This window comes from Rhodohalobacter sp. 8-1, from assembly GCF_038150125.1.
GTDB lineage: Bacteria > Bacteroidota > Rhodothermia > Balneolales > Balneolaceae > SW132.
The window spans coordinates 44,970-71,937 of sequence record NZ_JBBVMF010000018.1 but is presented as its reverse complement, the minus strand read 5'-3'; the positions used below and the strand labels follow the sequence as shown (position 1 = coordinate 71,937).

The following is a 26,968-nucleotide window of genomic DNA, read 5'->3' as shown; positions in this document are numbered from 1 at the left end:
GGCTTTGATGTCAATATTCCACAAATGATATTAAAGCCGGTGTATGGTAAGGTTAGTATTATCACTCTATGAATATCAGTTTATTTTGAGCATATAACCCACACCATGCAGTGTGACAAGGTAGTGAGGATCGTCTGGGTGCTCTTCAATTTTGGCACGGAGTTTTGAAATATGCACATCCACGGTGCGTGTATTTGTGCTGTATTCGTATCGCCATACCTGTTCAAGAAGTTCATCACGTGATACAGGCTGATTTGCTCGTTCCACCAGGTATTGAATCATTTCCACTTCGCGGGTAGACAGTGGATGTATGACACCATTCGGTTTAATAACTTCTGATTCTTTTAGATCAATTTTAACATTTCCAAGTTTTAGCACCTCAAGCGGGCCTGATTTGGAATAGGAGCTTGCTCGGCGGAGCCTCGCCTGTATCCTGGCGAGCAACTCCTTCACACCAAACGGTTTTGTTATATAATCGTCGGCTCCGATATTAAGCCCGGCTACTTTATCAACTTCCTGATCCCGGGCCGTCAGCATAATGATTGGAAAGGTATACTTCATTGCACGTATCTTTTTACAGATTTCGTAGCCGCTCATACCGGGCAGCATAAGGTCAAGAAGCATTAAATCGGGTTTTATTTGTTTTGTTTTTTCGATTGCGGCTTCGCCGTCGGATACCACACTCACGTTATATCCTTCACTTTCAAGTGTATCCTGAAGGGTGAATACCAAACTTGGCTCATCCTCTACAATCAAAATCTTTTTATTGGACATATGGGCCAACTTTCTCCTTAGTTATAGAATCATTTGCGGTAGCAGGTGCAGATTGGTCGATATCTGCAACTGACGTCATTAGTGTCGGAAATTTTACAATGAATGTAGAACCTTTTCCATATTCGCTTTTAACATCAATAGTTCCTCCATTCATTTCTATCATATTTTTAACAATAGACAGACCGAGGCCGTGTCCTTTTGTTTTTGCAGTCAAGCTGTCCTCGACCCTGTAAAATTTGTCGAAGATGTAGCGAAGTGAATTTTTTGGAATTCCGGTTCCCTTATCGGAAACCGAAATAGCTACAAAGCTACCTTTTTTCTCGACCTTTACTGAAATTTCCTTAGTGTCTCTGCTGTACTTCATAGCATTTTCAACAAGGTTGTTGAGTGTTGTCTCAACATGGTCGGCATCTACCATTATCATAGGAAGATCCTTATCATGTGTGAATGTAAAGGTGAAACCCTGGTCTTCGATATAGCCACGGTTAGCCTCAACAAATTCTGCCGTTAATTCCTGCAAAAAATGAGGCGCTTGTTCGGTTGAGAGCTGACCAGAGTCTACTTTTGCAGCATCGAGTAGTTTTTCAATCATCCGTTTTAACCGTACGGACTCATTATAAATATGGTCACCGTAACTTTTCAAACGCTTGCCTTCGGTGACACGCCCGTCCGACAGGTTTTCTCCCGCAGCCTGCATAACAGCCAGCGGCGTTTTAAGCTCATGAGTTATATTAGCAAGAAATCCAGCCTGCCTTTCGGCAAGTTCCCGTTCGCGCTTAGCAATAATAAAGATGAAAATAAGGGCGCCAAACAGTACAAAAACAGAGACACCCAGCACGATGAGGTTTCTTGCCAGGGATGCATCAGAAGCCGCTATGGTTGGGGATTCAAGAATAGTTGCATGCAAGTTCCAGTCGTCCAGTGAGTCAGAAAATCGCTGACGTATATCAATAGGATATTGATCACGGTCATATGTATAAGACGTATCGCTGCTTAACAGGATATCGTCCTGGATCCAGTCTCTGAGCCATACAACTATGCCTGACTCTTCGGCACTACCAAAACTCTTATTCATCTCGTTAGCAATAAAATCGTTTAGCAGATAATCTTTATCGATCAGTAGATTAAGATGGCCAATCACAGAATTATCAGTCAAATCCACCAGGGCAATAGTTAATGAGCGGTGGGAATCGAACGTGGTTCTGGTATTGAACCTGTAATCATCAACAATGGCGCGGGCGCGGGATTTTGAAATTCCAAATCCATCACATACAAGATTCGGAACGTCACTTACGGCTTCAAACCTGTTTTGAGGTGCATCAAACCTATAAACGGGAAGATTAGGATCAACACAGCCGTCGTTATTTTTATGGATAAAATGAATGCTGCTGTAAAGCGGATCTTTAGTCACTTTCTGAAGAATTTCAAGGAACGGCTCTGGCAAATTCTGATTGTTTTGCCAACCGGATTCAACTGTATTCATATCCATTTTTCTCAAGTCCCAAACAGATCCATAAAAGTGATACTGAATCGTATTTGCAAACTCTTCAATCTGGAGTTTTTTTACATCCGTAGCTGACTCAATTGATGAGTTTCTTAGCTCGTAAAGAGAGTAAACATTCAATAATGTGAGGGCAACCACCGCTATTATAGCGACACCGAAAAAAACAATTCGAAGTGTGTTCGCTTTTTTTAGCTTTTGTAAGAGCTTCATAGGGGCGATTAAATTTAGCAGTATAAACCTGTAAGCGTGTTTGAAATATGCGACATACTAAAGCGGACTCTCTTTGACAACCGGCTAAAATCCAGCAAGTTCGCTTTAGTAATTATTTTATAAATGATCTAAAAAATTCGCATGAGTTAAAAGCTTTCCAACAATCTTATATAGAATTTTACAACAGGCTTCTACCTGAGACTATTTTTCCTGAACCTAAATTTGATTAAAGTGATCCGACGATGTTATTCGTTTGATTCTGTGCTATTCCAGGTATTGTTTCGCCTGTTTACATCCGGAAAGAATACGTTTGGATCAACTTCCGCCTTGATGACCGGGGAATCGGTTTCAATGGAGAAATCAATAGTCCGTTGTCCATCAAGCCAATCCTGAACGTCGAGTTTAGTATCGAGAACTGAACCATTATCTAATGTTAGTTTCAAAAGAACCGGCATGGGTACATTTCCAAGATCTTCAATAATAACGGTTGTTACCCCATTTTCAGTATAAACGTCTGCAATGGACTGATCCAGAGTCCAGGTTTCGTAATACCAGCTTCTCCAGAACCAGGAAAGGTCCTGGCCGGATACGTCATCGATGGTGTTAAAGAAATCCCATGGATATGGATGTTTATATTCCCAGCGGTGTATAAATTCCTTGTGAGCCTCTTCAAACAACTCGTCCCCTAATACACCTCGCAGTGCGGTTAATACAGATGCAGGTTTCGGGTAAGATGCTACACCGTAAGCTGGCCCGGGGTAATGATAGTCGCTCCATCGCATCATTTCGCCTTCCCAGTCGGTACCGGCAATTTGTAAATACTGACTGAAAAGATTGTTGCGGCTGAACCGGGTTGCACTGAACCGGTCAACATTGGCTTGCTGAGTATGAAATGTCGTATGGCCTTCATCAATCCAGGCATACCGCCGCTCGTTTGTACTGACCATCATAGGAACCCACATGTGGGCAATTTCATGCACTGTAACACCATAAAGGCTCACGGCTCCTGCACCGTTATAATCGCCGATGACCGTCATCATGGGAAATTCCATTCCGCCGCCGATAATTCCTGCACCTTCCACCGAGGTCATATGAGGCCAGGGGTAAGGTATGCCAATGTAATCAGATAAATATGTAACGGAGTGCTGGCCGTAATCAGTCTGTTCATTCCAAAAAATGGCGGTATCCCGATAAAAAGAGTTGATGCGGGTGTAGTCTGTTTGGCCGTCACCATCCAGGTCGCCCACAGCTGCCCGTGCGCCATCCCACCTGGATTCAAGCGTGGCACTGAATGCCACATCCGTTACGCGATCCGCACTGAAACGCCAGGTTAAAGTACCTGAATCTGACCGGGCTGTGGCATTGTCAAGTTCATCAAAATTTGCTATAACAACTACGCTATCGCTCGCGCCGGCTTGATTATACCGTTCAAGAGTTTGTGGGCTCAGCGTTTCTTCAGGATTTAGAAATTCGCCTGTGCCCATTACAATCCATTCGCGCGGAGCGGTTACCGATAGCTCATAATCAGAGAATTTGTGGTAAAACTCTGCATTGCCAAGAAAAGAGTCGTCCATCCAGCCATAAACGTCATCATAAACGGCCACCTGTGGATACCAGTAAGAGATCATGTAGAGATTATCCCTGCTCCGCCCCATGCGCCCCGATGCCCCTTGTTGAGGGATTTCAAAACTCCACTCAAATTCAAGGTTTACAGAGCTGCCTGTGCCGATTGGGCTTTCAGGGAAAAGGTATAGCCTGGTACCATTTATCAAGTAGCCGCTCGCTCCGGTTGTCCAGCGGGCCTGCATCGTTGTTTCGGAAATTTCATTTCCATTTATGGCAATGCGTTGAATATCTTTTCCACCCGTAATTTCTGTAGACTCTTTTTTGGGAGTCCCCTCTTTATGGAGGTTCTGAGCGAGTTCTACCACAACCGCATTCAGATTGTCCGGAGAATTGTTTGTATAGGTGATGTCTGCCTCACCATGAATCATGTTATTGAGTGTATCTAGTTCGGCATGAAGCTGGTAGCTTCCTTCGTTTTGCCAATATTGTTCACCCGGGTGTCCCGTAGAGGTGCGCGTTCCGTTTTCCACCGCCTGGCTATAAGCATTGGGAATGTCGAGAGGATAGGGTAAAGGGCGATCAATATTGTCAACAGGTGTATCCTGAGGTTCAACAGGTTCCGCTGCTTGCTGGGGTGTTGAACAGGAAGAGATTAGAAATAGGAGCGAAATGACAGAAGCGAATCTAAAAAAATTCATAAAAAAGTAATAAAATATAGTGGTTGAATAAGATGGAGAATTTAAATCGTACCAGTTTTTATTGAAGTATGGCAGGGGCTTACTTCCGGGGAAATATAATGCAGTGTTTTGTTAAATGCCGACGTTAAGGTGACTTCGAAATCCTCGCGTATATCGAAACTAATTCGATTTCCCCGTTAGCTGGTGGACCAGCCCTGAACTATGAAAAAGTCCCTGGTTATGCAAAGGCCACTTTAAATAAAAATAGACTCAGGACTTTCTGCCTTGAAATGCAACAAAACAGCTTATGCAAATCCTTTTGGTTTCTATTGATTGCCAGAATCAGGCAAGGCCTATTTCAGCAAGTGTTTCTTTGAGATCTTCAAACTCAACAGGTTTAATCAGGTAGTAGGAATTGGAGGTAGCCATCGCCTTTTCGCGATGTTCTGCATCGGAATTACCGGTAATAAAGATGACCGGAACGTCAGAAAATTCGCGAATTTTTTTCATCGCTTCAATTCCGTTCATATCGCCTTCAAGTGCAATATCCATCAGAATGAGATCCGGGCTGATATTTTTGGTCATATCGACTGCGGTTTTACCATAGACCAGCTCTCCGTGCGTCTCAAATCCCATCTTTTCCATAAAGCTTTCGTAGAGCAAGTTTAGTATTAAATCATCTTCGACAATTAAAACAGTCTTTGTATCTGTACTCATAATTTTTTTTGAGTTTACCGTGCCTAAGCCGACAAGGTAAGATATCTTATGGAAATTGGTTTAAAACTAAAAAATTTTTTTCAAACATGATGCTCTTTGTCAGCAGGAGCCTTTATTTTTACTTGTCTGTAGCCGGCTTTTTTTCCTGATGCATCGTGTTCCGGTATGTATGACATGGGAACCTCGATTGAAATATCACTGCTGCCATCAGAATCATCGTTGTGTTCAGTTAAATCCTGGATAAACTGACCCACTTTAAGCCAGATGAAGGGCTGATTAGACTGACTCACGACATAATACGTCTTCATTTCCCCATCTTCTACAGTGTGCGTACTGTCTGATGAGAGAGATAAATCGTAATGCTCTGCATATTTACTGATACACTGAACTGTAAGAGGCGGCAGATGATCCTGAACCTGATCCTGATTATGTTTTTCCTGCGTCATGTTTTCCAAAAAAGCCGGCCAGTAAACAGTAGCGGCAAGCTGATTTTCCGCAAGATTAGGGAAGAGCTGAATTTGTGGCTTAGTTTCAGAGTATTTTGTCAGCATTTGAATTCGGGAAATGATACGGCCAATTTGAATGATACCGAGTCGGTATTTTTCAGGGGATTGATCGATGGAAGGGAGTACCCTGAGTTCCAATACTTTTCCTGATTTTTTTACATCCCAATAAGCTTTAGGAAGTATTCTATCAGAGATGTCTAATTTATTCCTGATCTTTTCCATTTTGAGGGAGTTCTATGTTGTTCAGCGTGGCAATGAGATCAAAATGGACAGTGAGTTCATCGTTCACCCTTACAAGCCCCAGAAGTGCACTCGGAGGTTCTACATTGTAATTTGTCATCTTCAGGTCGGTTTGACCCGTGGCTTTTATTTTACCATCCTCAATGACTTCAGCTATCAGGGGGAATGTAATTTTGTTCGTATGCCCGGCAACGGTAAGGGCGCCATTAACTGTTAATGTGTAAGTGTCAGTTGCTTTGTTATACGTCATTGATTCTGTACTCTTATATTCAAAACTGATGAATGGGTGCTGTTCTGAAAGCAATGTTTCATACAGATCCCGATTCATTCTTCGCTTACCACAGTCGAATCCTTCAACGGCTATATCAACCTCAACCTGGACGGTTGTATCCTGTGTGGGTGGATAAACATCAGTATTGTATCGGGCAGCCCTGCACTGAAATTTATTTACATTCGAACTTCCTTCAATCCATAACCGGCTTTTTTCATTGTTAACAGTTATATCCTGGGCAAAAGCAGTTCCATATATCAGTCCGATAAAAAATAGAAGGAGAGGGATATGAATGCGGAGATTGTGCAATGACAAATAAGGTTAAATTGAGCAGGACAATAAAGATATATATGGAAAAAGATTACCCGGAAACCCGCAGCCACATAAAATTGGTAACTGCTCTCGGGAGTCCGGGCGATCACGCCTCATTAAACGCGCTTACATTGAAAATGTTAGTGAATAAATAATATCTATTTCGTCACGAGCGCGAATGGTTCCAAAAAGTGCTGTTGGAGGATCTATATTAAAATCGGTCATCATCAGAGGCTGCGTACCGGAAAAGGTGACGCTGCCATTTTCGAATAGGGCGTCCACTGTCATTGTTGTTTGGTGATCCACGCCGGCGGCGTTTACCACACCTGTAGCATTTATCGTGGCGTTGTTCCCATCTACGCTTATAGAGTCAACAGTTAGAAGATTAAACGTAATATTTGGATGGTCTTTCTCTTTAAGATATTTATGCATATTGCTGGTTAACTTGCCGGAGCCGGACTCTATGTCTTCCACCGGAATAGTAAGTTCGAGAGTTTCAAAATGGTCCACCGACAGAGATGACAGGTCGCTCATGTCGAACTCATTCATTACAAAATTGGCATTAATAGTTTTAACCTCTGCATCCCAATCGCGAATATTGGAAGTGCCGTCAATCATCATATCGTGACCCTCTTGAAGGGTTAGTTGTACAGTTGAATTTTGAGCATCAGAGATTTGTACGAACGTTAAAAGCAGTGAAAGAAGTATGGAAATTGATATTATGCGTTTCATTTAGTCAGTGATTAAATGTGAATAAAGTTGAGTTGAAAGATGCGGCTCCGTATCAGGGAGCCGCACATATTTAAGTGTTCAATTCGGTCTTGTAAATTTAGAAACTTACAACGGCTTCAAGCATTACACCATCAAATGTTGCTCCGTCAAATGGACCGCCATCGAATCCTTCCCCGTCGTAAGACTGAGTTACATATTCCAACTTGGCAAGAACATTGTTTGTGAGGAACCAGCCGCCACCGATGTTGAATCGTGTGATTTCGATATCACCGTTGGACTGTTCACCGTCTACCAGGTTATACCGGGCTCCTAGATAAATGTCTTCACTTGCACCAAATCTGTAGAGAACTTCGCCTGCCAGTTGTGTAAAGTTTCGGGAATCTGGCTCAGTAAAACCGGTGTCAACTGATCCAGTTTGTTTTCCGGTTACACTTTCAATGAGGCCGAAAAATTCAAGCCCGTTAAATTTTACAAATGGGTTAATCATGATGGATGTCATTTCACCAACACCTGGATCTTGACCGCGTCCAGGCGTGAAACTTGGTGCGTAACGTCCTGCCCGGAAATTACCAGGAGTAATTACGTTGTAATATCGGGTGCCGGCTCTGTCTCCTGAGTAAAGATAAATCGAAGGTGACTGAGATACGTTAAGTATGGAACCGGTTAATCTGAAGCGAAAATCGTCGTTGATTTGCTTGTCATAACCAAGTTTTCCGTATACAGTTGCGTGTGTTTTGAATGCACCGGCTTCAGTACTCTGGTTCAATTTACCGTTACTGAGTCCAAACATTCCAAAGATTGGTCCGCTGTAGTAGTATATCTCACCTGCAACTTCAGTGGTGAAAGAGTCCATAATGTAGTTTCCTACAAACGGATTGTGGATCGCTGCACCGTTATCGGTCCGTCTGAAGTGGGCATCACCGTAGTTTAGTTCCATATGTCCCACTTTAAAGCGAAGATTATCCATAAGACCGGCTGCAAAATCTTCAGCTATGAAGTCGAGACGGTCAATTTGAATATACCCGCCTTTTACCCAGGCTTCCGGATGGTGCTGAGAAGAGAGGTATGTGCGCAAGTGCATTCTTAACCCTCTGTCCAGTTGCACGTCGAAGTCGAGGTTGGATGTTGCGAGGTTAAAGTTATTTTCGAGTTCAGGAAGGCTTCCTGCATCGTTATCGTGTGAAATGCCTTGAAACTGCAGTGTGTTGGATCCACCAATTCGGACCTTCAATCCATCAAACTCCATGTCTGTGGTAAAAGGTGCCTCAAATTGGTTAAGCCCTGTTTTGTCAGGAGCTACAAAATATTGCAGATCCCTGTCTTGCTGGGCATAGGCCCCTGCCGTAACAAAAAGAAAGGCAAAAATTGTTACTATGGTTTTCGTCAATAGTGTTTTCATGTCTGTATGTGTTAGGTTGAAAAAATTCGTGCACGCGTTGTTTGCTTTGTGCATGAATAAGATCAAATTAATTACATCGATGCTGTGAACGTGAAAACCTGAACATTGACTCGGGGGTAACCCTACGCCATTGTAGGGAAATGTACTACAACGGGATGAAAGGCAGGGTGAAAATGCAAAAAAAGGCGGTGGAAGTGAGCCTGTGAACCTATTTATTTTAGATAGTTTCGCCCTCAACCCACTGAACTGCCCGCCTCATAAGCTCATTGGCCGTTTTTAAATGCATCTTCTCTTTGATGCGGGCTCTATAGGTGTCAATCGTTTTTACGGAAACGTGAAGGCGCTGGGCAATCTCTTTGGTAGACTCTCCCTTTCCGGTCAGTTCGAAAACTTCCAGCTCCCTGTCACTCAAAATTTCAAGCGGATTATCCCCGGCCGACTGACCGGATGCGATTTTCATAATAAGCTGCGATCCTATTTTATCACTTAAATAAATCCCACCGTTCATCACCTGGCGAACTGCACTCACAAGCACATCTCCTGCTTCCAGCTTCATTACATAGCCTTTAGCACCTGCCCGTATAGCTCGCTCAGCATACAACTCCTCGTCGTGGCGAGATACCACAAGGATCTTTAAATCAGGCATTTGGGCCAGTAAATTTTTGACCAGCTCAATACCGTTCATCCCGGGAAGTGAAATATCTACAACACAGGCATCTGGCTTAATAGATGGGATTTCACTGAGTGCTTCTTCAGCTGACTCCGACTGGCCGCAAACGGTAAACTCTACACTGTTATCCAGTGTCATGGCCATTCCTTTCCTCATCAGCGGATGGTCGTCAACAATAAAGATTTTCTTTTTTGCAGGCATAGTTTATTTAGATTTGTGATTTATTACAGGAATTGTACAGGTGATAATAGCTCCTTTTTCGGGAACATCACTAATTTCAAGATTTCCTCCAATCAAACGGGCCCGGAATTGCATGATGCGAACGCCAAGTCCTCCTTCAGCATCCCAGTTTTTTGAAAATCCAGTTCCGTTATCAACAACACGAAGACGGATGTGTTTTTCTGTAGATGCCAGGTGCACTGACACCTTCGTCGCCGCACCATGTTTCACAGCATTGCTGACACCCTCCTGTGCTATTCTATAGAGGTGGATAGCCTGTGTGGCATCATCAAAATCGAGTTTGCCCAGCACTTCGAGCGAAAATTGGATATCGAAAAGCTTTTCGGCATTCTGTTTGAGGCGTTCCAGCGCTGCTTCAAGGCCCTTTTCCTCAAACTCAACAGGAACAAGTCCGCGAGCCAGTGTACGGGCGTGTTCATCTGCTTCTTTAATGAGAGAGTTAATCTCATCGGCTTCTTCTGCCAGGTGGTTATCCTGATTCCTGAGCTGTTGCGAGAGGTTCTTCGTGATGAGTCCTATGCCCGTCAGCATCTGTCCCAGACCATCATGCAGATCCTGCCCAATTCTCTGGCGTTCGTGCTCACTGATCCGAAGCACCTCCTGTTCGAGCCGACGCTGCTCCGAAATATCGCGAACAATGCCGGTGAATATATGCTGGTTTGGAAGTTTAACTTCGCTCACGGCAAGGTACATGGGGAATGTGGACCCGTCTTTCCGGCGACCTGTTACTTCTCGGCCGATGCCAATAATTTTTCGCTCACCGGTTTTAAGGTAGTGATCCATATAATCATCATGCTCAGCTTTATAGGGTTCGGGCATCAGCACTTTTACATTTTCTCCAATTACCTCTTTCGAGGAATATCCAAAAAGCTTTTCGGCTGTTTTGTTAAAGGTTTTAATCGTTCCGCGGGTATCAATTGTGATGATGGCGTCAACTGTAGTTTCAAGAATACTACGGGCACGGGCTTCACTTTCACGAAGTTGCTGCTCGGTTATTTGTTGCTGAACTTTTTCTTGGGCCATTTTTTCGGCAAACGCCAGCCTAACATGCAGCCGCTTTTCATCATAAATGGATTCAATGATGCATTGATCAGCCCCAGCATCAATGACGTTATCGAGTTGATGTGGTTTATCTGGGTCTACAACCGTTACCACTGCTATTTGTTTGCCGACTGGCTGCAGCCTCAATTCGCGGCAAAACGAAAGTGTTTCATCCGAAATTGAAGAGAGGAAGATGAGTGAGAACTCGGAAAAGTCTATGTCCCCGGGGATCTCCTCGGTGCTATCCATGACAGTTACCATGTGTTTACGCTTATTCAGCGTTTCAACAAGGATGTCGCGAATGGAATTCTGTTCACCAATCAAGAGGGTCTGTAACATAGAACAAATTAAAACTTTTGCGATGAGACGTTGTCGTCAGGTTTCGAAACGGAAAATACAGCCATCGACGAATGGAACCAAATCCTGCAAATCATCACTAACGAATGGTCTGGCAATCTCTTATTTTAAATTAACTTATAAATATTAATAACTCAGATTACGTGTCAGCATCAAAAACAAAACTTCTGCAGCTACTGCAGGCGGACAATCATCTAGATCAGTTTAAAGGAAAAGTTGTTGTCATTAAATATGGTGGCAACGCGATGACAGATAAACAGGCTCAGAGCCGGGTTTTGAGCCAGGTAGCTGCGTTAAAGGCAGCGGGTGTTTTTCCTGTAGTTGTACACGGCGGCGGCCCGTTCATCAAATCGCTGTTCGAAACCTCGGGTATTACTTCAGAATTTGTTGATGGACATCGCATCACGCTGAAAGATTCAATGGAGGTTGTGGAGCAGGCATTGTCGGGGAAAGTAAACGGTATGCTGGTAAGCGAATTAAATAAGCTGGAAGCAGATGCAGTAGGCCTTTCCGGAAAAGATGCAGGGATGGTTCGCGCCTTGAAACGGATGCATCAGGCCAGGACGGAAACAGGCACTGAAGAAGTTGACCTCGGTTTTGTGGGAGATGTAGACATGATTAACCCCGATTTGCCAAATCTGCTTATCGACAATGGATACCTGCCCGTGATTTCCCCCGTATCAACAGGCGCAGATGGTGAAGATTATAACATTAATGCTGATATGTTTGCCGGACACATGGCAGGTGCCCTTAATGCAGCTGCGTTTGTTGCAATTACAAATGTGGATGGTTTGATGGAAGATCCGTCGACACCGGAAAGCAAAATAGAATCGATTACGGCTGATGAAGCCAAAGCGCTTTTCGGTTCTGTGATACAAGGCGGGATGATTCCAAAAGTAGAAGCGTGCCTGATTGCGCTTGAAAAAGGCGTGCCGGCCGCGCATATTATCAGCGGATCGACCGAAAATTCCATACTCAGTCAGCTGCTGACAAACCAAAATGTAGGAACTCTCATAAACTGAACGCATGACACAAGGAAGTACAAAAAAAGACATCGAACGCAGGAAAAAGTCAAAATTTAAAGTTGGCGTCATAGGAGCGACCGGCTACACTGGTGTAGAACTCCTGCGGCTTTTGATTCTGCATCCGGATGTTCATCTCGAAGTGATTACATCGGAGTCTAAAGCGGGGAAAAAGATTTCCGAGCTTCATCCGTCACTGGATGGGATCGCTGACATAGAGCTTCAAAAGATTGATACCATCAAAAATCATGAGCTCGACCTTGTGTTTTTGGCGTTGCCGCATCGCGTCTCAATGGATTTTGTGAAGGAGCATGGCCTCGATGGGTTCAGAATCGTAGATTTGTCAGGTGATTTCAGGTTGAATTCTGCGTCGCTTTACGAAAAGTGGTACGAAAAAGAGCATGTCTGCCCCAGCTACCTTGACCAGTCGGTGTATGGATTGCCCGAACTGAATCGTGACGCCATTCGTAATGCGAATCTTGTTGCTAATCCCGGTTGCTATCCCACATCAACAATATTGGCACTCCTGCCACTGATTCAGCAACAAATGGTGGACGTTGACTCTATTATTGTAGATTCTAAGTCGGGTGTGACGGGAGCGGGAGCCTCGCCCAAAACGTTTACTCATTTTCCCAACCAATTTGGCAATTTCTTTGCATACGGATTGAAGAGTCACCGTCATACGCCAGAGATTGAAACAATTCTTGGAACCGTATCATACGACCAGCTGACAGTGCAGTTTACGCCGCACCTGTTGCCAATCGATCGCGGAATTTTAACTACAACTTATTCAACCCCGCGTAAAGCTCTCAATGAAGATCTTGTTAGGGATGCCTATCTCAACTATTATGAGAAGGAGCATTTCGTTCGGGTGGTGGACCAGCCGCCGAGCGTCAAAAATGTAAGGGGATCAAATTTTTGTGATCTGTATGCAACGTATGATGAGCGCACAAACCGGGTCATTACTATTTCAGCCATCGATAATTTGGTGAAAGGAGCGGCCGGTCAGGCAATTCAGAATATGAACCTGATGTTTGGGCTTCTTGAAAACACAGGCCTGAAATATCCGCCGCTCAATCCATAAAAACCATCTCCCAAATTCATAATAACCTCTACTATATTATAAGACTATGCTTCAAAATTTAACTGATGTTCGTGGTATCAAAGCGTGGGGAGCCCATATGGGGATCAAATCGAAACGGCGCGACCTGGCCCTGATCGTCTCAGACAGGCCCGCAACTGCGGCCGCTGTGTTCACTCAAAACCTGGTGTGTGCCGAGCCGATCAAGTTGAGCAGGAAGCACATTAAAGATGGCGTGATCCAGGCGATTGTAATCAACTCAGGCAACGCCAACGCCTGCACCGGTAAAAAAGGGTGGGAAGGAGCCGTGGCGATGGCCGAAACTACCGCAAAGGAGCTTGGCATTCCTGTTGAACATGTATTGGTTGCATCTACCGGGTTGATTGGTGAGCCGTTTCCCACCGAGAAAGTGTTGAAAGGAATTAAAGAAAGCGCGGCGAAACTATCGGACCGGCAGGTGGCTGGATCTCTGGCCGCCAACGCTATTCTCACCACCGATACGTTTGCAAAGGAGGGATTCGATTCGTTTGAGATTGATGGAATAAAGATAAATATGGCCGGCATTGCCAAAGGATCCGGAATGATCCACCCCAACATGGCGACGATGCTTGGGTTTATAGTGTCAGATATTGCCATCAGCCGTGAGCTGCTGGATGAGGCGCTTCGGGAAGCGGTGAACAAGACATTTAATATGATTACCGTCGATGGCGATACATCTACGAACGATATGGTGTCGATTATGTGTAATGGCATGGCGGAAAATGAGGAGATCACCACGAAAGATGAAGGGTATCACAAGTTCCTGGAACACCTGATTAAGCTGTGCAAGCACCTGGCGATGATGATTGTATCAGACGGTGAGGGATCTACCAAGCTGGTTGAATACCGGGTTGAGGGAGCCAAAACCGAGGAGGGAGCGCGGCAGATTGTGCGGACCATTTCAGACTCGAACCTGGTGAAAACAGCAATTTTTGGCACCGATCCAAACTGGGGACGGATTTTTGCGGCGGCTGGACGTGCAGGTGTGCAATTCGATCCTGATAAAGTAGATCTATACTTTGGTTCGGGCCGGGCCGTTCAAATTCTGGACAAAGGTCAGCCCACCGATCACAGCCGCGAAGAGGTTAAAAAAGAGATGAAGACTTCCACCATTACGGTCACACTTGTACTGAATGAAGGAGATGCAGAAGCAATTGGCTGGGGCTCAGATCTTTCGTATGAGTACGTGCGTATTAATGCAGAATATACAACGTAGAAGGCTCTCCGAAAAGGGTGTCATCCCGTACTTGATGAGGGATCTCCAATCGTTGACAAAGACTGGAGATACCGGATCGGGGGTCCGGTATGACTGTTTGATTTAAAGTTCTTTATTGAACACCCTTTTGGACAGCCTCAGCTGCGGAAATCAATGGATGCCAATTTATAAATCTTAGGTTATCGATTAATATCAAAGATTTATCTTACTGTTGATCAATTGCAAGTGTCATGATAATCGAAGCAGGAGCTTCGATTTACAATTTATATGGAATCCATTTAAGACGAGAAATGAGTGAAGTAACCCAATGTCCGCTATGCAAGCGGGAATGCCCGGATCGGTTGATGCAGCGGCATCATATAGAAACCCGGCGGGAGAGTGATGAAACGATAGAGATCTGCAGGGAATGCCACAGAACTATTCACGGACTTTTCAGCAATACGATGCTTCGTGACCCAAAACTTAATCTAAATTCCATTGAGGGATTACTCAGCAATGAGCGGTTCTACAAAGCTATTAAGTTTATCAGGAAGCTTCAACCAGGCGACAGAATGAGAATGCGCGATTCAAAAAAGAAACGGTATAATTGAACAGCGGTGCAGCAGATTTGATTGGGCCCACCGCTGCTTCGATAATTACAGATGATAGAGATGTTATGCCATTTCGGCTTCAGGCGTCTGCTGCTCAGTCATCTCAAAGATTTCGATAATATTATCGCGGGTCAAAGGGCCGGCTGCCGCAAGTTCGTCTTTTCCGCCGCCGTAAGTTTTAATGGCGTAATCGGCCACATCTCCAAATACATCTGAAGAGATTCCCTGATCAGATAATCTTTCATACAGATGATTCTGCTTTAGCCACCCTTCGAAGTGCGTGATGAACGACATCGCATTCTCCTTTTGATCCCCATCCGAAATACCAAACAGACGTTTCGCAAGCAGCGCCATCCGGTCGATTGCTCGCTCGTGCTTATGTAACCATCTGAAGTAAGCAGGATAGAGAATCGCAAGGCCTCGCCCATGGGCAAGTTCATGATTTTCTCCACTCAATGCATGTTCCAAATTATGCAGCGTAAACGGGGCTGAATTGCGCCCGGCAATCTGCATACCATTCAAAGCCATGGTGGATGCCCAAAGCATCTGGCCGCGCAGATGTTCATTTTCGGGATCAAGCTCCAGTTTTGGCAGCGTGTCTAAAACGGTTTCCATTACGCCCTCGCTGTAGCGGTCGGCCAGATCGGAATCGTTTCCGCCGAGGAGATAATTTTCAAAAACATGGCTCAAAATGTCTGATGCACCATCCCGGGTAGTGGTCTTCGGCAGCGAGGTGTGGTAAGCCGGATTCAGCCATGATGCGGCTGGTTTCATAAACGGATAGCTGACAGGGGATTTGCCTTTCACCTCAGGATTGGAGATCACCGCGTGGGCTGTTACTTCAGATGCGGTTGCGGCTGTGGTGGGAATCGCACAGACGGGCAGAGCTCCTGTCATTTGGCGATACTTCGGCCCGCCCACGGTGTAGGGCCAGATGTCGTCAAGATCATCATGAATGAGGGCTGCAATTGCTTTGGATGCATCCATCACCGAGCCGCCGCCAAGAGCTATCATAAAATCTACGTTTTCATTCTTGCCGGTTTCGGCTGCCTTGTTAATGGTTTGTGCGTGAGGATTTGCTTCAATTCCCTCAAAAAGAATATGGTTGATACCGTTATCATCTAAATGCTGCTGAATCTCCTGAAGATATCCCATTTTTTTAACGCTTCCGCCGCCGATTACTATCATTGCTTTACTGCCGTACGAGCTAAGCTGTTCAAAGTAATCACCTGCTTTCTCTTTACCGTAAAAAATTCTCGTTGGAATATGCAGTTCAAAAGGATTCATAAATGGCTATATTTGGTTTAATTTATTTGTTTCATTAATACCAACAGATCATTTCAAACACTCGTTCTTTTATGGCAGATTTGACCCGCACCATTCAACAAAAAGCAGAATTCCATTTTGACTATATGGTGCAGACCCGCCGGTATCTGCATAAGAATCCTGAGATCAGTTTTAAGGAGCACGACACTACCGACTATATCCTGCACGAGCTGAAAAAACTTGGTATAGACACGTATCGTCCGCTCGACACCGGATGTGTTGGCATAATTGAAGGCGGAAAAAAGTCAGATCGAGTCATTGCGCTTCGTGCTGATATTGATGCACTCTCCATGGAAGAAGAGGGAGAAGCTAAGGCTGAATTTGTATCAGAACGAGAGGGTGCCGCGCACTGTTGCGGCCATGATGCCCACACGGCAAATCTGTTGGGAACGGCCCAGATCCTGAGCGAAATGCAGGATGAGATTGAAGGCAAGATACTCCTGATTTTTCAGCCGGCCGAAGAGACGCTGCCAGGCGGCGGACGCCTGCTCACCGAGTCTGGTTTTTTGCAGGAAAAGGGCGTGCAGTCTATTTATGGGCTACATACCAATCCGGATTATGCTCCGGGTCAGATTGCCGTAAAATCCGGACCGCTGATGGCGCGACCTGATGAGTTTGAGATCACGATAAAGGGTGTGGGCGGACACGCGGCAACGCCACATCTGACGGTTGATCCTATCGTACTGATGGGGCAGGTGATTTCACAGTTCCAAACCATCGTAAGTCGGTCGATTGACCCGACAGAGCCAGCCGTGGTGACGATAGGGCGGGTTCGCGGTGGAACGACATACAACGTGATTCCGGCGAAAGCGGAGATGATTGGTACGGTTCGAACATTTTCGGAAAAGAACGCCTATCTGGTACGGGACCGCATGGAGCAAATACTTAAAGGTATTACTGAACCGGCCGGCGGCGGATATGAGTTTGCGTTCAATGAAGGCTACCCTGCCGTAATTAACGATGAAGAGCTGACTCAAAAACTGATGTCGGCGGCAAGGTCTGTCTTGGGGAGTGATGGCGTGATCGAGCTCAAAAAACCGATTATGGCGGGCGAAGATTTTGCGTTCTATCAGCAGGAATTTCCCGGTGCTTTCTTTTTTCTTGGCAGCGGAAGCGAAGAGGCCGACTCCAAATGGAGCTGGCACCATCCACGCTATAATGTTGATGAGAAATGCATGCTCACGGGTTCGGCGTTGATGGCGGGGCTGGTTATGGGGGAGTGATGAGTTTTTATTTTTAAGTGTTTAGTGATGATGTGATTTCAGTTTTACGGTCTTAATTGGTAAATCATATTTTATAAAATTAGATTACAAAAACGGATCTTATTGAACTTAAGTAGTATCTGATCAAATGAAGTACCATGAGTGAGAAAAAAACAATCCGGGATATTTATCAACTCATTGATAAAACCCAAATGCAGACAAGGAAACCGCATCCATTAACTGTAATGGAGAAAAAGGCCCTTCAGAAAGCGGGTAGGGATATTGAAAATGGCGATGTTATGTCAGAAGAAGAGGCGAGTAGTGATATAGAAAATTGGCTATGATAGTTGCCTGATCTTAAAGAAATTGGGTTGTATCGTAAGTTTGTGGGTTGATGGCAAAATATGTAAACAATCGCTCAGAACATGCTCAAAATTTTCCAAAATTATAGGAATTGCTTTTACAGATCCTTCTCTTCGCCATCAACTACAATGGCTCGATCAGGATGACGCGCTCATTGGTTAGCACCTGGGCGGCGTGGACTCATTCGTCGCATTCATTATCGCCTTGGCGTCAAGCCGCCCGATACCCCAGTCGAATCATTGTCATTCTGAATAAAACGGTAGTTTTCCGTTTTGTGAAGAATATGCAATAGCAACATGTTTTGTTCTATCAAATGACTTGTTTAATCTTCTGAATGACTCCTGGCTTAAAGAGACTTTGCATAGGATTAAGACATGTACCCATAAACTTACGGTAGAACCACAATTTGATTGGTAAAATCCAACACTCGATGACTAAAACAGCTTTTCAAAATCCTTCCGGCGATTTATTTCATCTTTCTGAAGATCAGATCAAAAAAGGTCTTGATGCTTCCGCAAAAGTGATCGAAAACGCATGATTTTACCCATTCACCGGCAGCAGGCGGCAGACGTACAGCGGCTGATCAATTTCCTGCAGCCCGGAACGTATGTCCGTCCGCATAAACACCCGATGCCGCACGCAACCGAGTCGATAATTCTGCTGCAGGGCGCCATCCGTTTTTTCACGTTTGATGGAGCCGGAGACGTCATTACCGATCAGACTTTAACTTCGAGTAGTATCCCCGATGTGATTGACATTGAGCCGGGCACCTGGCATTCGTTCCTCGTGTTGGAATCCGACACGATCATCTTCGAGTGCAAGAAAGGACCGTATAACGCTGAAACGGATAAGAAATTTGCTGCGTGGGCACCTGATGAGAATGAAGAGAATGTGGCAAATTTTATTGAGAATTTGGCCAGATGAACTCACCGCAAACACATTCATACTGGGAAACAACCGAGTGGCTTCAGCCGCCTGATCTGCTGATTGTGGGTGGGGGAATAGTCGGTGCGTCCACCGCTCTCTTTTATAAGGAAAAATATCCGGATTGCAGTGTTGTTATAGTCGACAGAGGCATGATGCCTGAAGGTGCCAGCACCCGAAACGCCGGATTTGCATGCATCGGGTCGATATCGGAACACCTGGCCGATATGAAAACTGCCGGTGAGGATGTGGTGTTTGGCCGAATTAAGCGTCGATGGAACGGACTTAATTTGCTGAAGGAGACAATGGGGCAGGAGTCGATCGGTTACGAACATACGGGCGGTTATGAGATTTTTACAGATGAAAAGATTTTTGAGGAGTGCAGAGAGCGGATCCCGGAGATCAATCGTCAGCTCCAAGAGCGGATCGGTATTGGAAATGTCTATAAAGCGACTGAGTTTGAAGGATCCCCGGCCATCTTTAACAGGGTGGAAGGTGCGATCAACAGCGGGCGGCTGATGAGGCAGCTGCACAGGCGTATTGCTAAACTTTACGTGGAAACCCGCTGGAACTGTAGAATTGATTCAGTTGAAAATGGGGTGGTGACACTTGAAAATGACACACAGATTCAACCTGTAAAAATAGTACTTGCCACAAATGGATTCACGAAAAACCTGGTTAATCTGCCCATAAATCCGGCGCGGGGATACGTGTTTGTCACACAAAACATTGAAGACCTAAAATGGCGCGGAACGTTCCATTATGATGAGGGCTATATCTATTTTAGAGACGTTGAAAATCGATTGCTGATTGGCGGCGCACGAAACGTGGCAAAAGATGACGAGGAGACTGATGAATTTGGCGTGAATCAAGTCATCAAAAATCATTTAATTCGTTTTGTAAATAAAACGCTAAAACTTCCCGCCGACTGGGAAATTGAACAGGAGTGGAGCGGCATTATGGGAATGACCGAAAATAAAGAGCCGATCATCAAACAGATCAGCCCAAACACATGGGTTGCTGCAGGACTGAGCGGCATGGGCATTGCCATTGGCATGGAGGTGGCGAAGGGAGTTGTGGAGAGGATTGGTTGACGAACCTCATCCGCTGATTTCCCGTCATCGGATGAGTCGATAAGGTCTTGATCATCAACCTGACCGCCATAGATGCCGCACCTGCGGCACACCTACCGGATCTGTCAGCGTTGAAACAATAGGATTCGTGTGCAGGGAAAGACATAGCATGTCTGGCTCTTGCTTTTTTAGTGATCAAAAGCGAAACAGGCCAGGAGAAAGTTCTGCGTGATGAGGTTGAACAGACATGACATGTCTTTTGGTAAAACACTCCGACACTGACAGAAACCGTAAAAGGCACGGAATGTTAGTCAGATTTTGATAATCATCTATAGATCAGAAGCCAGTTTGATGTAACTCATCTTTTGTCAGAATGTGTTTCCAGGTATTTTGAAAGCTCATCTTTAGTAACTTTTCCGTTGGCAAGATCCATTACGACTGCGAAGAGGCTTTTCTTATCCGCCACAACACGATACCCGTTCACAAATAAAAATGTATACATGGCGATTAAAGCCGTTCGTTTATTCCCATCGAAAAACGGATGATTTTGACAGATATGAAAACCATAGGCTGCTGACATATGGAAAATATCTCTGTGAACATAATCTCCGCCAAAACTTGCCTCCGGCTGTGCAAGTGCCGACTCAAGAAGCGATTCGTCACGAACTCCCTCCTTTCCTCCATACTGTTTGAGCTGATCTTTGTGAAAGGCAAGGACAATATCTTTTTTCAAAAACCGGATCACTTCGCCAGGGCTTTCAGCACATCTTTATAGTCTTTATTAATCTCATTATATGCCTCAGCCCAATTCTCAAACTCAGGATCAATAGGGCGAATTTCAAGGTTGGATCCTTTTCGTTCAATAGTAACTTTATCACCTGTTTTTAGATGAAGTTCGTCAACCAATTGCTTCGGAAGTATCACTCCTAAACTATTTCCAACTTTTCTTATTTTGCCTTCCATGAGATCTGAATTAAGTTTTATGTTATAATAATGTTATTACATTTCCACTTGATTTACAACGTATAACTAAGCGATTAATATCTGAACGAATTATCTGGTAGAGCCACTCATCCGATGACTTCCCGTCATCGGATGAGTTGTTAAAGACCAGATCATTCAACCTGTCAGCGTCCGGAGGTCCTGACAGCGTTGATGGTCGTGGTTTGGAGCCGTGCACCGACGCTGACAGAAGTCCGCAAAAAGCGCGGAAATGCTGTCAGGTCTTGGATATCAACCTGGCCGCCGAAGGTGACGCCCCCAGCGATACACCTACCGGATCTGTCAGCGTTGAATTGTGGTAAGTGCTGGAGCTTCCATTGCTGTATTGAATAGCACAGGAAGAGACATTGCATGTCTGTTTCTTGGTTTTTAACGATCAGAATCAAAACTTCATCAAGAGAAAGTTCTGTGTGATGGGATTGAAGAGACATGCTATGTCTTTGGGGAATCGATCCGACGCTGACAGAAGTCCGCAGAAGGCACGGAATTGCTGTCAGGTCTCTCCCTAACGATTCACCGGATGAAGCGAATTCATCCGGTGAAGCCTAATCCTCTAAAAATTCCCGGTAAAGCTCCAGCAACTCGCTCATCATCATGGCGGTGGCTCCCCAGAGAGGTACGCGATGAAAATTCCAGTAGGGCACCCAATAAGTGGACTGCGCAAGTTCCCACTTTTCACGTTTAAGGTAGTTCTGGCTCAGAAGGACATCCAGTTTCACCGTAATGATCTCCGCCACTTCGGCTTCATGTCGCCTCATATCCGGTTCTTCTTCAAGAACACCCACTACCGGGGTTATTCGATTGTGCGTTCTGTAAAGGTAAAACGGGCTGAGGGTGCCTGCCACCTCAATTTTAGATTCGGAAATTCCAATCTCTTCACGGGTTTCGCGCAGGGCAGTCTCGATGATGGTCTCTCCTGAATCGGACCGGCCACCGGGAAAGCTGATCTGTCCTGCATGACGAATAGTGTCTGTACGAAGGGTTAAAATGACGCTGGGATCTCCGGAGTCATCCGGGAAGATAGGCACCAGTACTCCGCTCGGGTGACCCGAGCTGTCGATAGAGTCCTGCGGGATCTCAGGACTGTCACCGGCGGGTTCAGGCAGCATCCGATTGTGAGCATTTTTCCCGGGCAGAGAATCTTGCAGTCTTTTTTTTAACCAGTTCTGGAAGGTTTCTGTGGTGGAACCAGGCGTCATGTAATGGTTTATTTGAGTTCGTTAGTTTCTAGCACAACCTGTTTCAGTTTACAAACATTCTTTAATATTGAATGGTATGCAGGCAGGGAATGATCTGGCAGAGGCAGAGCCACGATCTATTGATTTTAATCTTATGCCGGGCCTTTAAGCTTTTGATTATTTTAAAATGTCCCTTTTTGATAGGTGGACATTATTATCTTTTTCGAACAAAGGGGGTGAGGAAATAAACCTCTTACGATTAATATTTAATTTTATCGGGTTTCTTTTTCCATTCCTCAAAAAGATCGACCGCTGCATTTCGGCCGATGTTTTCCATAGGGATTGTACGTTCCTCCACCGGCAAGGGTATTTCATGATAGATAAACGAATCATCGAACCCCGCATCTGCTGCATCCTCCCGGTTAGCTGCATAATAAACATGATTTGGCCGGGCCCAGTAGATCGCGCCAAGGCACATGGGGCAGGGCTCGCATGATGTGTAGATGTCGCACCCGGTGAGCTGAAAGGTGCCAAGATGTTCACACGCATTGCGGATGGCAACGACTTCGGCGTGGGCGGTCGGATCATTTAATGTGGTAACACGATTGCTGCCTTCCCCAATAATAGTATTGTTTTTCACAATAACGCATCCAAAAGGCCCGCCTTGGTTTGCATCCATCCCTTCGTGCGCAATTTCGATGGCACGGTACATAAAGTCTTTGTTCATGAGTTGTAGTCATTTAGAAGAATAAATTAGCAGAGATAAAGTATCTGATGTAGATAGAAATACCAACTCCCGGAACGATCTTGATCACTTTGGAACAAATTCATCGCCTGAAATATAGAGATGCATTGCGCATAGATGGAGGATAATTCCTATTTTATGCCGCTGGATAAAAATAGAAATCAACGAAATTACTTAAGAAAACACCATGTCACTATTAGTTGTAGGATCGGTTGCATACGATGGAATTGAAACACCTTTCGGGAAAACGGATCGGATCCTGGGAGGTTCAGCTACATACATCTCGCTGGCTTCCTCCTATTTTACGGACAAGATCAACCTTGTAGGTGTTGTTGGTAAAGATTTTGCAGATGAAGATATCAACCTGTTCAAAAGTAAGAATGTGGATCTGGAAGGCCTTCAGGTTGATGACAGCGGCAATACGTTTTTCTGGAAGGGAAAATATCATCACGACCTGAACATGCGCGATACGCTCGACACACAGCTTAACGTATTTGAACGGTTTGACCCGGTGATACCAGATGCCTACAAAGATGCACGGTTTGTGGCCCTTGGCAACATCGAGCCAAGCTTGCAGGAGAAAGTTCTGCATCAGGTTAATAAACCTGATCTTGTGGTGATGGATACGATGAATTTCTGGATTGAGGGGACACCTGATGCGCTTAAGAAAACGTTGAAAGGAGTCGACCTCCTGGTGATTAACGATTCCGAAGCGCGCGAACTGGCTAACGAACCCAATCTGATTATTGCGGCCAACAAAGTGCGTGATATGGGGCCGGACTCACTCATCATTAAAAAGGGTGAACATGGCGCACTTCTGTTTACAGGTGACGAAATTTTTTCAGCACCCGCATACCCTGTGATTGATATTTTTGATCCCACTGGTGCTGGTGATACTTTCATGGGCGGTCTGCTTGGATGGCTGGCCTATACAAATGACCTTGCTCCTGAAAATATGAGGCGCGCAGTGATTATGGGATCGGTAATGGCCAGTTTTTGCGTGGAAAAATTTGGTCCCGAGCGGCTCAAAAATCTGACCGAAGAGGCTATTTATAGCCGCTACAAGGAATTTAGGCGTCTGAGTGTAATCCCGGACATTGACTAACTATGAAGACCCCCGATATACTTTTCCTGGCTTCTGGTAATACTCATAAAATTTCTGAACTAAATGAGGTACTTCAGCCTCTCGATATCGACCTTAAATCCACACTGGATATAAGCGATCCCGGAGATGTTGAAGAAGATCAGCCCGATCTACAGGGTAATGCACTGAAAAAAGCGAAACACTGGTATCGTGAAACCGGATTGCCGTCTCTTGCCGATGATACCGGCCTTGAGGTGGATGCACTTGATGGTAGCCCCGGTGTTTATTCTGCCCGATATGCAGGTGAGAATGCCTCATATGAAGAGAACACACAAAAACTTCTCAAAGAATTACAAGGAGAATCAGACCGAAGCGCGCAGTTTCGTACGGTGATTGCTTTTATTGATCAGTCGGGTGAGGAACATCTTTTCGAAGGCGTGTGTCGCGGGGCAATCACTACAGAAAAAAGGGGAGAGAAAGGATTCGGGTACGACCCGGTATTTGTTCCGGAAGAATATAATCGAACATTTGCTGAACTCAGCAGCGAGGAGAAAAACAGCATTAGCCATCGGGGAATAGCCATTCAAAAGTTCTTACGGTATTTAAAATAGCTTCGTGAGATTTTCACCGCAGAGTTGCGAAGGCGCTGGGAAAAGTGGGTCACATTCTCGTAAAGATCAGAGTTTGTTGACCGTTCGCTTAATTCCATATTTCATTCCGGTGGATTTAAAATTCAGAAGGTAACCCAGTTTACAGCCAGTTAATTTCAGATAAGTAAGAAGCTGTGCCTTGTGGATATCAAGTAGCGTGTCAACTGTTTTTACCTCAACAATTACTTTTTTATTCGCCAGCAGATCAATCCTGTATCCACATTCAAGTTTTATTCCTTTATACCGAAGTGGCAGATCTACTTCTTCCAAAACTGTAATACCACGGTTTCCCAATTCGTGTGCAAGACATTTCTGGTATGCGGACTCAAGCAGTCCCGGGGCGATATATGAATATATTTCAAATGAAGAGTCTACCACAATGGTGCCTATTTCATTTTCAGTCATAGTGACAATTTTAGTTATCATTTAATGGTATGATCCAAAATAGGTACACACCTTACACATTTAATTTCTCAGCGCCTTTGCGCCTCTGCGGTGAAAAAAGAGATGTTTCTATAAGCCCACTTGAAAATAGGAACCGATTCCTATTCGCGATTACTTTGAATCGATCCCCAAATTCGTTTTCTTTTACCGTTTCGGAAACTGATTGTGAGCTATGGGTTTTACACTACTGGACGGCATCATCATTGTTATTTACCTGGTGGCTGTTGCTGTTTTTGGTATATGGTCGGCCGGGTCCCAAAATTCCACGACCGACTATTTCCTCGGCGGCCGCGATATGCCGTGGTGGGCTATACTTTTTTCGGTTGTCGCTACAGAAACGAGCACCCTTACATTTATTAGCATTCCTGCCGTCGCTTACGGAGGGAATCTCACGTTTCTTCAGCTCACCTTTGGATACATCATCGGACGGATTATCGTCGCTATCTGGTTCCTGCCCGCCTACGTTCAGGGCGAGCTTACAACCGCCTACCAGTTTCTTGAGAAACGATTTGGAACCGGCATGCGTAAAGCGGCAAGCTCAACATTTATAATCACCCGTCTGCTCGCAGATGGTGTTCGTCTGTTCGCCACGGCTATTCCTCTCGCAATCATATTCCGTTTCGCCGGTGTATTTGAAGCCTGGGGCGATGGCGCCGTCTACGTGCTGGCCATTTCCGTGATAGCGGTTATCACTCTTATTTATACGTTTTTTGGAGGCATAAAGGCGGTTATTTGGATGGATGTGGTTCAAATGTTTGTATACATCGGCGGTGCCTTGTTCGCGCTGTTTTTGATGTTGGGCAAAATGCCGATCGGTCTGGCCGAAGGCTTTTCTATCCTGGATGATGCCGGCAAATTTCAGCTATTCAACTGGGGAAGCGATCTGACCTGGGGACAGTTCATTGCCGATCCTTATGTGTTCTGGGTTGCCATTTTTGGCGGGGCCATATTTTCGATCGCTTCTCATGGCACCGATCAGCTGATCGTACAGCGACTGTTATCGGTGGGCAACATCAAATCAAGCCAGAAAGCGCTAATATGGAGCGGTATAGTGGCAAGCCTTCAGTTCGGGCTGTTCCTGTTTATCGGTCTGATGCTCTACGTGTTTTATGAAGGGGCTGCAATTACAGAACTTGACCTCAGAACAACTGATGAGATTTTCGCGATGTTTATTGTAGATCATATGCCGGTGGGCGTTGCTGGTCTGATTGTCGCCTCTCTGTTTGCAGCAGCCATGAGCAGCCTTAGCTCCTCACTGAATGCACTGGCCTCATCCACCACATACGATATTTTGAAACCGCTCTTTGGTTCTGCCTGGGATGATGCCAAAGAACTCTGGGTGTCGCGGCTTGTAACTATTGGCTGGGGCGTGATGCTCACCGGCTCCGCATTCCTGTTTACCTGGCTGCAGCTGAGCGGCGACGAGCAGCCCGCAATCGTTGAACTCGGCCTGGGAATAGCCTCCTACACCTATGGTGGATTACTGGGCATTTTCATGCTTGGCAAACTGTTTGACAAGCCCGGCAAAGCCGATGCAATGATCGGATTTTTTACCGGCCTCATTTCCCTTCTTTTCATGGTGGAAGGTGCCCTACAGGAATTCCTCCCGGGTGACGGCCTTACCATCGCCTGGCCGCTTTATACGCTGGTTGGCGGTCTAATAGTAATCGCGGTGGCAAATTTGTCTTACTATTTTCGGAAAGCTATTGCCTGATGAGCTTATAATCACCTGTGGTTTGATTGAAAATCTGTCAAAGTTAATCACTTAAGCGAGGAAGGTACAGCGCTGAGCTTCCATAAATGGGCGTCACCC

The 26,968-nt window shown here is 45.2% G+C and carries 27 protein-coding genes; 11 read left to right on the top strand and 16 right to left on the bottom strand.

The genetic code is table 11. The features are described 5' to 3' along the window. Nucleotides 1–75: 75 nt before the first annotated feature. The 10 genes from AABW11_RS15750 to AABW11_RS15705 all read right to left on the bottom strand — a co-directional run bounded on the left by AABW11_RS15750 (nucleotide 76) and on the right by AABW11_RS15705 (nucleotide 11,198). Entirely contained in the window at nucleotides 76–774 is a 699-nt protein-coding gene (locus AABW11_RS15750) for a response regulator transcription factor (RefSeq protein ID WP_340106088.1), read from the bottom strand. Beyond that, the gene (locus tag AABW11_RS15745) at nucleotides 764–2,488 is read right to left on the bottom strand and encodes a sensor histidine kinase (RefSeq protein WP_340106087.1); all 1,725 of its coding nucleotides are present in this window, start codon (nucleotides 2,486–2,488) and stop codon (nucleotides 764–766) included. Before AABW11_RS15745 ends, AABW11_RS15750 begins: the two co-directional genes overlap by 11 nt. 245 nt (nucleotides 2,489–2,733) lie before the next feature. Further along, nucleotides 2,734–4,752: a M1 family metallopeptidase gene (locus AABW11_RS15740; protein ID WP_340106086.1), complete on the bottom strand. Its 2,019-nt coding sequence runs from the start codon at nucleotides 4,750–4,752 to the stop codon at nucleotides 2,734–2,736. A 321-nt stretch (nucleotides 4,753–5,073) separates the two neighbouring features. Continuing rightward, complete coding sequence (locus AABW11_RS15735; RefSeq protein ID WP_340106085.1) at nucleotides 5,074–5,448, bottom strand: response regulator; 375 nt, start codon at nucleotides 5,446–5,448, stop codon at nucleotides 5,074–5,076. Between the two features lie 80 nt (nucleotides 5,449–5,528). Next, entirely contained in the window at nucleotides 5,529–6,176 is a 648-nt protein-coding gene (locus AABW11_RS15730; RefSeq protein WP_340106084.1) for a hypothetical protein, read from the bottom strand. Then, a complete protein-coding gene (locus AABW11_RS15725; protein ID WP_340106083.1) occupies nucleotides 6,157–6,780 on the bottom strand; it encodes a YceI family protein in 624 nt (207 codons plus the stop codon). The genes AABW11_RS15730 and AABW11_RS15725 overlap by 20 nt, the downstream gene beginning before the upstream one ends. 123 nt (nucleotides 6,781–6,903) lie before the next feature. Continuing rightward, the gene (locus AABW11_RS15720) at nucleotides 6,904–7,509 is read right to left on the bottom strand and encodes a YceI family protein (protein WP_340106082.1); all 606 of its coding nucleotides are present in this window, start codon (nucleotides 7,507–7,509) and stop codon (nucleotides 6,904–6,906) included. A gap of 97 nt (nucleotides 7,510–7,606) precedes the next feature. Then, nucleotides 7,607–8,908: a hypothetical protein gene (locus AABW11_RS15715; protein WP_340106081.1), complete on the bottom strand. Its 1,302-nt coding sequence runs from the start codon at nucleotides 8,906–8,908 to the stop codon at nucleotides 7,607–7,609. A 217-nt stretch (nucleotides 8,909–9,125) separates the two neighbouring features. Beyond that, nucleotides 9,126–9,779 (bottom strand): response regulator transcription factor, encoded by a 654-nt coding sequence (locus AABW11_RS15710; protein ID WP_340106080.1) that lies wholly within the window; start codon nucleotides 9,777–9,779, stop codon nucleotides 9,126–9,128. Between the two features lie 3 nt (nucleotides 9,780–9,782). Further along, a complete protein-coding gene (locus AABW11_RS15705) occupies nucleotides 9,783–11,198 on the bottom strand; it encodes a sensor histidine kinase (RefSeq protein WP_340106079.1) in 1,416 nt (471 codons plus the stop codon). 161 nt (nucleotides 11,199–11,359) lie between these two features. Here AABW11_RS15705 and argB point away from each other — a divergent pair, with 161 nt between their 5' ends. The 4 genes from argB (at nucleotide 11,360) to AABW11_RS15685 (ending at nucleotide 15,164) form a co-directional block, all read left to right on the top strand. Next, on the top strand, nucleotides 11,360–12,238 hold the full coding sequence (gene argB, locus AABW11_RS15700) for an acetylglutamate kinase (protein WP_340106078.1): 879 nt from the start codon (nucleotides 11,360–11,362) through the stop codon (nucleotides 12,236–12,238). 4 nt (nucleotides 12,239–12,242) lie between these two features. Then, nucleotides 12,243–13,322: an N-acetyl-gamma-glutamyl-phosphate reductase gene (gene argC / locus AABW11_RS15695; RefSeq protein WP_340106077.1), complete on the top strand. Its 1,080-nt coding sequence runs from the start codon at nucleotides 12,243–12,245 to the stop codon at nucleotides 13,320–13,322. A gap of 46 nt (nucleotides 13,323–13,368) precedes the next feature. After that, complete coding sequence (gene argJ, locus AABW11_RS15690) at nucleotides 13,369–14,574, top strand: bifunctional glutamate N-acetyltransferase/amino-acid acetyltransferase ArgJ (RefSeq protein ID WP_340106076.1); 1,206 nt, start codon at nucleotides 13,369–13,371, stop codon at nucleotides 14,572–14,574. A 290-nt stretch (nucleotides 14,575–14,864) separates the two neighbouring features. After that, nucleotides 14,865–15,164: a hypothetical protein gene (locus tag AABW11_RS15685; RefSeq protein WP_340106075.1), complete on the top strand. Its 300-nt coding sequence runs from the start codon at nucleotides 14,865–14,867 to the stop codon at nucleotides 15,162–15,164. Between the two features lie 63 nt (nucleotides 15,165–15,227). On the opposite strand, the gene AABW11_RS15680 is transcribed toward AABW11_RS15685, so the two are convergent. Continuing rightward, nucleotides 15,228–16,451, bottom strand: coding sequence for an iron-containing alcohol dehydrogenase (locus AABW11_RS15680; RefSeq protein WP_340106074.1), 1,224 nt, complete (start codon nucleotides 16,449–16,451; stop codon nucleotides 15,228–15,230). Between the two features lie 71 nt (nucleotides 16,452–16,522). Between AABW11_RS15680 and AABW11_RS15675 the strand changes: the two genes are divergently transcribed. From AABW11_RS15675 to AABW11_RS15660, 4 genes are all read left to right on the top strand, one after another. Continuing rightward, on the top strand, nucleotides 16,523–17,713 hold the full coding sequence (locus AABW11_RS15675) for a M20 metallopeptidase family protein (RefSeq protein WP_340106072.1): 1,191 nt from the start codon (nucleotides 16,523–16,525) through the stop codon (nucleotides 17,711–17,713). Nucleotides 17,714–17,850: 137 nt separating this feature from the next. Next, nucleotides 17,851–18,036, top strand: coding sequence for a hypothetical protein (locus AABW11_RS15670; protein ID WP_340106071.1), 186 nt, complete (start codon nucleotides 17,851–17,853; stop codon nucleotides 18,034–18,036). Nucleotides 18,037–18,589: 553 nt separating this feature from the next. Further along, complete coding sequence (locus tag AABW11_RS15665; protein ID WP_340106070.1) at nucleotides 18,590–18,979, top strand: WbuC family cupin fold metalloprotein; 390 nt, start codon at nucleotides 18,590–18,592, stop codon at nucleotides 18,977–18,979. After that, a complete protein-coding gene (locus AABW11_RS15660) occupies nucleotides 18,976–20,073 on the top strand; it encodes an NAD(P)/FAD-dependent oxidoreductase (protein ID WP_340106069.1) in 1,098 nt (365 codons plus the stop codon). The genes AABW11_RS15665 and AABW11_RS15660 overlap by 4 nt, the downstream gene beginning before the upstream one ends. Before the next feature lie 337 nt (nucleotides 20,074–20,410). Here the strand turns inward: AABW11_RS15660 and AABW11_RS15655 are convergent, their stop codons facing one another. The 4 genes from AABW11_RS15655 to AABW11_RS15640 form a co-directional block, all read right to left on the bottom strand. After that, on the bottom strand, nucleotides 20,411–20,785 hold the full coding sequence (locus AABW11_RS15655) for a type II toxin-antitoxin system death-on-curing family toxin (protein ID WP_340106068.1): 375 nt from the start codon (nucleotides 20,783–20,785) through the stop codon (nucleotides 20,411–20,413). 8 nt (nucleotides 20,786–20,793) lie between these two features. Beyond that, entirely contained in the window at nucleotides 20,794–21,015 is a 222-nt protein-coding gene (locus AABW11_RS15650) for an AbrB/MazE/SpoVT family DNA-binding domain-containing protein (RefSeq protein WP_340106067.1), read from the bottom strand. A gap of 584 nt (nucleotides 21,016–21,599) precedes the next feature. Next, on the bottom strand, nucleotides 21,600–22,253 hold the full coding sequence (locus AABW11_RS15645) for an NUDIX hydrolase (RefSeq protein ID WP_340106066.1): 654 nt from the start codon (nucleotides 22,251–22,253) through the stop codon (nucleotides 21,600–21,602). A gap of 238 nt (nucleotides 22,254–22,491) precedes the next feature. Further along, the gene (locus tag AABW11_RS15640) at nucleotides 22,492–22,959 is read right to left on the bottom strand and encodes a nucleoside deaminase (protein WP_340106065.1); all 468 of its coding nucleotides are present in this window, start codon (nucleotides 22,957–22,959) and stop codon (nucleotides 22,492–22,494) included. Between the two features lie 205 nt (nucleotides 22,960–23,164). Between AABW11_RS15640 and AABW11_RS15635 the strand changes: the two genes are divergently transcribed. Together AABW11_RS15635 and rdgB are read left to right on the top strand one after the other, a co-directional pair. Further along, nucleotides 23,165–24,082 carry a PfkB family carbohydrate kinase gene (locus AABW11_RS15635; RefSeq protein WP_340106064.1) on the top strand — a complete coding sequence of 306 codons (918 nt, stop codon included), beginning with the start codon at nucleotides 23,165–23,167 and terminating at the stop codon, nucleotides 24,080–24,082. 2 nt (nucleotides 24,083–24,084) lie between these two features. Further along, the gene (gene rdgB, locus AABW11_RS15630) at nucleotides 24,085–24,672 is read left to right on the top strand and encodes an RdgB/HAM1 family non-canonical purine NTP pyrophosphatase (protein WP_340106062.1); all 588 of its coding nucleotides are present in this window, start codon (nucleotides 24,085–24,087) and stop codon (nucleotides 24,670–24,672) included. Between the two features lie 66 nt (nucleotides 24,673–24,738). On the opposite strand, the gene AABW11_RS15625 is transcribed toward rdgB, so the two are convergent. Next, the gene (locus tag AABW11_RS15625) at nucleotides 24,739–25,116 is read right to left on the bottom strand and encodes a GxxExxY protein (protein WP_340106061.1); all 378 of its coding nucleotides are present in this window, start codon (nucleotides 25,114–25,116) and stop codon (nucleotides 24,739–24,741) included. A gap of 211 nt (nucleotides 25,117–25,327) precedes the next feature. On the opposite strand from AABW11_RS15625, the gene AABW11_RS15620 reads away from it, so the two are divergent. Then, nucleotides 25,328–26,869, top strand: a complete 1,542-nt coding sequence (locus AABW11_RS15620) for a sodium:solute symporter (protein ID WP_340106060.1) — start codon at nucleotides 25,328–25,330, stop codon at nucleotides 26,867–26,869. Nucleotides 26,870–26,968 lie beyond the last annotated feature (99 nt).

Coding starts and splice junctions, on each gene's coding strand:
- AABW11_RS15735 (WP_340106085.1), bottom strand. CDS start 5,448: ATGAGTACAGATACAAAGACTGTTTTAATTGTCGAAGATGATTTAATA.
- AABW11_RS15660 (WP_340106069.1), top strand. CDS start 18,976: ATGAACTCACCGCAAACACATTCATACTGGGAAACAACCGAGTGGCTT.
- AABW11_RS15650 (WP_340106067.1), bottom strand. CDS start 21,015: ATGGAAGGCAAAATAAGAAAAGTTGGAAATAGTTTAGGAGTGATACTT.
- AABW11_RS15665 (WP_340106070.1), top strand. CDS start 18,590: ATGATTTTACCCATTCACCGGCAGCAGGCGGCAGACGTACAGCGGCTG.
- AABW11_RS15645 (WP_340106066.1), bottom strand. CDS start 22,253: ATGACGCCTGGTTCCACCACAGAAACCTTCCAGAACTGGTTAAAAAAA.
- argJ (WP_340106076.1), top strand. CDS start 13,369: ATGCTTCAAAATTTAACTGATGTTCGTGGTATCAAAGCGTGGGGAGCC.
- AABW11_RS15730 (WP_340106084.1), bottom strand. CDS start 6,176: ATGGAAAAGATCAGGAATAAATTAGACATCTCTGATAGAATACTTCCT.
- AABW11_RS15715 (WP_340106081.1), bottom strand. CDS start 8,908: ATGAAAACACTATTGACGAAAACCATAGTAACAATTTTTGCCTTTCTT.
- AABW11_RS15670 (WP_340106071.1), top strand. CDS start 17,851: ATGAGTGAGAAAAAAACAATCCGGGATATTTATCAACTCATTGATAAA.
- AABW11_RS15635 (WP_340106064.1), top strand. CDS start 23,165: ATGTCACTATTAGTTGTAGGATCGGTTGCATACGATGGAATTGAAACA.
- AABW11_RS15680 (WP_340106074.1), bottom strand. CDS start 16,451: ATGAATCCTTTTGAACTGCATATTCCAACGAGAATTTTTTACGGTAAA.
- AABW11_RS15625 (WP_340106061.1), bottom strand. CDS start 25,116: ATGACTGAAAATGAAATAGGCACCATTGTGGTAGACTCTTCATTTGAA.
- AABW11_RS15675 (WP_340106072.1), top strand. CDS start 16,523: ATGGCAGATTTGACCCGCACCATTCAACAAAAAGCAGAATTCCATTTT.
- AABW11_RS15640 (WP_340106065.1), bottom strand. CDS start 22,959: ATGAACAAAGACTTTATGTACCGTGCCATCGAAATTGCGCACGAAGGG.
- AABW11_RS15720 (WP_340106082.1), bottom strand. CDS start 7,509: ATGAAACGCATAATATCAATTTCCATACTTCTTTCACTGCTTTTAACG.
- AABW11_RS15685 (WP_340106075.1), top strand. CDS start 14,865: ATGAGTGAAGTAACCCAATGTCCGCTATGCAAGCGGGAATGCCCGGAT.
- AABW11_RS15750 (WP_340106088.1), bottom strand. CDS start 774: ATGTCCAATAAAAAGATTTTGATTGTAGAGGATGAGCCAAGTTTGGTA.
- AABW11_RS15745 (WP_340106087.1), bottom strand. CDS start 2,488: ATGAAGCTCTTACAAAAGCTAAAAAAAGCGAACACACTTCGAATTGTT.
- AABW11_RS15740 (WP_340106086.1), bottom strand. CDS start 4,752: ATGAATTTTTTTAGATTCGCTTCTGTCATTTCGCTCCTATTTCTAATC.
- AABW11_RS15620 (WP_340106060.1), top strand. CDS start 25,328: ATGGGTTTTACACTACTGGACGGCATCATCATTGTTATTTACCTGGTG.
- AABW11_RS15710 (WP_340106080.1), bottom strand. CDS start 9,779: ATGCCTGCAAAAAAGAAAATCTTTATTGTTGACGACCATCCGCTGATG.
- rdgB (WP_340106062.1), top strand. CDS start 24,085: ATGAAGACCCCCGATATACTTTTCCTGGCTTCTGGTAATACTCATAAA.
- AABW11_RS15705 (WP_340106079.1), bottom strand. CDS start 11,198: ATGTTACAGACCCTCTTGATTGGTGAACAGAATTCCATTCGCGACATC.
- argC (WP_340106077.1), top strand. CDS start 12,243: ATGACACAAGGAAGTACAAAAAAAGACATCGAACGCAGGAAAAAGTCA.